Raw genomic sequence first — 4215 nt, forward strand, 5'->3', positions numbered from 1 at the left:
ATAGCGCAAGCCAACCGCAAGATGATGTTGCGGCACTGGTTTTGCTATCAATTCTTTGTGGTTAGTCGGCGGTCGGCGTCAAGGGTGCCGTATCGCCACTTGGCGGCGGCAAAAGCGTGTCTGCATCGGGCAGGGCGGGAACGCTTGCCTCGGGCGCGGGCGGCGCATCTGTCAGACGGTCAAGAACCGACACCCCGGCGGCATTCTGCGCGGCGATGATGGTCAGGGTGATCGAAGTCACGATAAAGGCCGCGGCCAGAATCCAGGTCACCTTGCCAAGCGCGGTGGCCGCCGAGCGTCCGCTGACGGCCCCGCCGCCGCCCATGCCCAGACCGCCCCCTTCCGAACGCTGCAAAAGCACAACACCAATCAGCGCGATTGCCAGAAGAAGATGGATGGTAAGGACGACGTTTTCCATGAAGCACGGGCCTATAAGTTAGCTTGGTCAGGCGCTATCTATGCAATTCCGCCAGCCCCCGCAACCCGGCAATGTCGTTGGCATGGGGCTTGGGGGAGACAGAGTATGATTTTGTGACCTCCGCGTGTCGGCATCGTAGTCTCAAGGGCATGAATGAAAACGGAGTGGAAAGACGGCTCTGCGGGACGAATCTGCCGTTCATTCAAACCCTTGCTAGGCTATCTTTATTGCATCGATGGCCGCCTGTGTCTCAAGCGATTTGGAATTTAGCCACTCTGCAAATCTTAAGACCGGTGCACGCTTTCGCGCATCATTTCTCAGTTTCATCCGATAAGGATGAGGTGATGTAATGTGCTGAGATAGTGGGAACGGGTGCGCAATCTTTTTTTGCTCAAGATCAAGCAAAACAAGTGACAGGTTGCAAAATAAAAACCCAACATTCTGCTTCACGGCGTCAAGCGCAAGTCGCGCATTTGGGTAACTGACGCCTCGATCTCGGCCACTTTCGCGGTGACCGTACCTTTGAAACCAATCGATCCAACCTGGATTATTATCGCATTCCAACCGATTTTTAAGGTGGAGAAGTGGCATTCCTTCCATCTGAAGCACCGGATCAAAGTCACCAACACGTCTTGTATTGTCCAATCCTGTTACCGGCACCAGAATATCTTGATAAAGTGGTTCACCATCAGCGATGTCGGTGGCAATTCGTACATCCGGCGATCCTAATCGAACTGGAACATCACCAGTGCCGTTGATGCAGAACAACAGGTTGGGATGTTCGTCCCTGAATTCAGATAGCCTTGGCAACAACCAAAGGTCGGCCCAGTCAGGATCAGCAACGATATGAATTTCGCTGACGCGTTGGAAATCAAGAGTGTCCGAGGCGCGATCCAATGCCTCAAATGCAATTCTGAGGTCTGCAATGGCTTGATCGAGAACTCGCGTCGGCTGTAGCCCGGAACGGCCCCGCATCAACAAGTCACTCCCCAAGTAATCCTCCAGAGATCGAATGCGCTGTCCAACTGCTGCAGGGGTAATCCCCAACTTTTCCGCGGTCGCCTTCAAAGACCCCTCACGCACAGCCAGCTCTAGAGCTTGCAAAGATTTGAGGTGCGAAGAAGCGGCCATTTAATGAAATTTACCTTCAATCAACAAAAATACAAGTAATTATACTAAAGGTTACCTTTCAACCAAGAAAGAAAATTGAATTTTGAGTTGGCAACGAACCCTGTCAACATGTCTGTATTCCAATTGAAAGGTAGACAAGATGAAACGTTACATAATTGAGCGCGATATACCCGGCATCGGTGAATTCTCATTGACTGAACTTTGCGGAGCAGCGAGGGCCTCCAACAAAGCTCTTGCAGCAATCGGCCCAGACATCCAATGGCAGCACTCTTACGTTGCTGGAGAAAAAACGTTCTGCGTCTACTTGGCTGAAAACGAGGACGTCATCCGAAATCACTCAGAAAAGAGTGGCATTCCTTTCGCAAAAATTACCGAAGTTCCTCAGATTATCGATCCGTTGACTGCCAATAATTGAGCAGGCCAAGAAAATCTAGAGCGGGTGCCTTCGCTAACGATGGCGTCCGCTTTGGGCTCTTTCCGGTCTTTCGCTACTTAAGGCAGGGATGACGGCTCTGCGGGACGAAGCGCGCTTTCGCTACGGCTGCGCCAATGTCCGGTTCTGCATCTCCGGATGGCCGTCTCAACTCACCAAAGAGGCTCCGATGGTGTCCGCAAGGCGCTTGCACATTTTTGCGTCACAGCACTGCAGAATAACATTTTGATAGAACTAGAAAAATGAATTCCATTGATTTTTGGAACTTTTTTGCCAAGGCTTTTTGGAAAAAAGCATTTTCCATCCAGAGTAGTGGGACGTAAATTTGGGCCACGACCTTTTACACGATCCAACGTCAACAGACGTACCCAGTCCGGCTGGTGAGCCAAGGCCGAATGAGGGTCGAGCTTTGTTGTGCTTCGGCCTTGGGTTGTTCACGGCCTGGGGCAGCTTGTTTTATATCTTTGGGGCTTTGCTCCTGGTCTGGGAAACTGAGACCTTGCTTTCTAAATCACAGCTAAGCTTGGGTTTGACATCTGCAGTTATCACTTCTGCTTTGATCGCACCCTTTGCTGGCAGCATAATCGATGCGGGACGCGGACGCCTTTTGCTCGGTGGCGGAGCATTGGTTGGCGCCGTCGGCCTTGTTTCGCTATCCCAGTCGATTAGTCATATATCTTTTGTGTTGTCCTGGATAGCCATAGGCGTTGCCCAAGGATCATGCCTCAACGAGCCCACTTTTACGTTCATCGCCCGAGTCCTTCGGCAAAGAGCACGTCGCGCGATTACGGTGGTTGCTTTGATCGGCGGGCTTTCGACCGTTCTGGCGTATCCCGTCGCTAATTGGCTGGCCGATCTCTACGGCTGGCGCGTGTCTGTTCTGGCGTTTGCCTTAATGACTGCGTGCGTGACGGCTCCCCTCATGTACCTAGGCGGCGCCATCCTCGAACCGGCGTCCTGCAATCTTGATCGCCGAGAGCGCCACCGAGCATCACGCAAAGCGCTGAGAGATGCGAGGGTGCGGCCGATGTTCTGGTATCTGCTTTTCACCTTCTCGCTTCTCGCGTTTGCTGAAGGTATGGTTCTGAGCCATAGCGTTCCAGCATTGGTTGAACTTGGACAAAGCGAGAACGTGGCTTTGTTTTCAGTCGCGCTTATAGGCCCATTTCAGGCGATTGCTCGTTTCGGCTTATTGTGGAACGGCCTTCACAGCGGGGCCATAACGGTCGTAATTGTATCTGTTGCCCTTATGGCTTTGGGCATTGGAGCAATTCTCGCCTCAGAAGAAGGTGCGGGGATCGGCGTTCTGTTTGCCGCGCTGTTCGGGCTTGGTTACGGGCTGACGAGTGTTCTGAAGCCTGTGCTGGTCTCAGAATGCCTCGGTTATGCTTCCATTGGCACAATCCTTGGTGCACTCGCAATTCCCTATTACCTTGCTCTTGCCGCAGCCCCGTACATGGGCTCGATCCTGTGGATAGAGGGAGGCTACTCGCTTGTGATCGGCGTCACGAGTGCAGTCGTGTGCGCCTGTATGTTGGGCTTCATGCTATTAGGTGCAGAGTGCCGGAAAAACCGGTCTCGCTCGGATTGAATGAACTCGCGGGCGCCTTTAAAATGGGCAGAATATCTGCGTTTCGGGAATGGCGGCTTCCGGGACACGGTTCAAACTCAACCCGCTGCATCGCCGCAAGTCCGCTTCGAGCCCAGACTTACCAAAGCTGCGCAACTCAGGAACGTCTGTTTTTCGATCTGTTGGAATTTTCGAGCTTAATCCGGCACACCTGCCTTCTTCAAACTCGCCAACCAGATTTTCCGGTTTTCAGGGTGATTTTTTGATCCGGCGAACTGTCTCTGCATCGCTGAAATTGAAAGCTTCGGGTTGATACTCAAAGCCGCCTCCACGACCTCGCGAGCTTCTTCCGTTCGGTCCATCTCAGCAAGGTTTGCGGCGCGCAGAAGATGGTGAAACAGACGCCATGTGTTGCTTGTCGCGACAGAGCCCAATTGCTGTGCGGCATCCAGCGCTTCTTCGTGGCGGCCAAGGTGAAACAGGATATGCCCTTTGTAAAAGTACATGTTCTGTAGCATTGGGTCTCGCGGGCTCAGTTTGATTGCCATTTCAATCTCTGGCAACGCGCGGTCCTGCATACGAAACCAGTCGAAAGTATGCGCTAACTCCAAACGGATGCGCGCATCATTGGGATTAAGAGCGATTGCGCGTTCGAGATTCGCG

At 52.7% G+C, this 4215-nt stretch carries 5 protein-coding genes; 2 read left to right on the plus strand and 3 right to left on the minus strand.

Features of this window, described 5'->3' with window-relative positions; all coding sequences use genetic code 11:
• Window positions 1–61: 61 nt before the first annotated feature.
• The gene (gene secG / locus AC221Y_RS21040; RefSeq protein ID WP_486708310.1) at window positions 62–418 is read right to left on the minus strand and encodes a preprotein translocase subunit SecG; all 357 of its coding nucleotides are present in this window, start codon (window positions 416–418) and stop codon (window positions 62–64) included.
• Window positions 419–631: 213 nt separating this feature from the next.
• A complete protein-coding gene (locus AC221Y_RS21045; protein WP_486708311.1) occupies window positions 632–1549 on the minus strand; it encodes a LysR family transcriptional regulator in 918 nt (305 codons plus the stop codon).
• A 139-nt stretch (window positions 1550–1688) separates the two neighbouring features.
• Between AC221Y_RS21045 and AC221Y_RS21050 the strand changes: the two genes are divergently transcribed.
• Entirely contained in the window at window positions 1689–1964 is a 276-nt protein-coding gene (locus AC221Y_RS21050) for a DUF4242 domain-containing protein (RefSeq protein WP_486708312.1), read from the plus strand.
• Between the two features lie 448 nt (window positions 1965–2412).
• Entirely contained in the window at window positions 2413–3573 is a 1161-nt protein-coding gene (locus AC221Y_RS21055; RefSeq protein WP_486708314.1) for an MFS transporter, read from the plus strand.
• A gap of 176 nt (window positions 3574–3749) precedes the next feature.
• On the opposite strand, the gene AC221Y_RS21060 is transcribed toward AC221Y_RS21055, so the two are convergent.
• Window positions 3750–4215 (minus strand): tetratricopeptide repeat protein (locus AC221Y_RS21060; RefSeq protein WP_486708313.1); only part of this gene is annotated, 466 nt, incomplete at its 5' end.

This window comes from Boseongicola sp., from assembly GCF_057460485.1.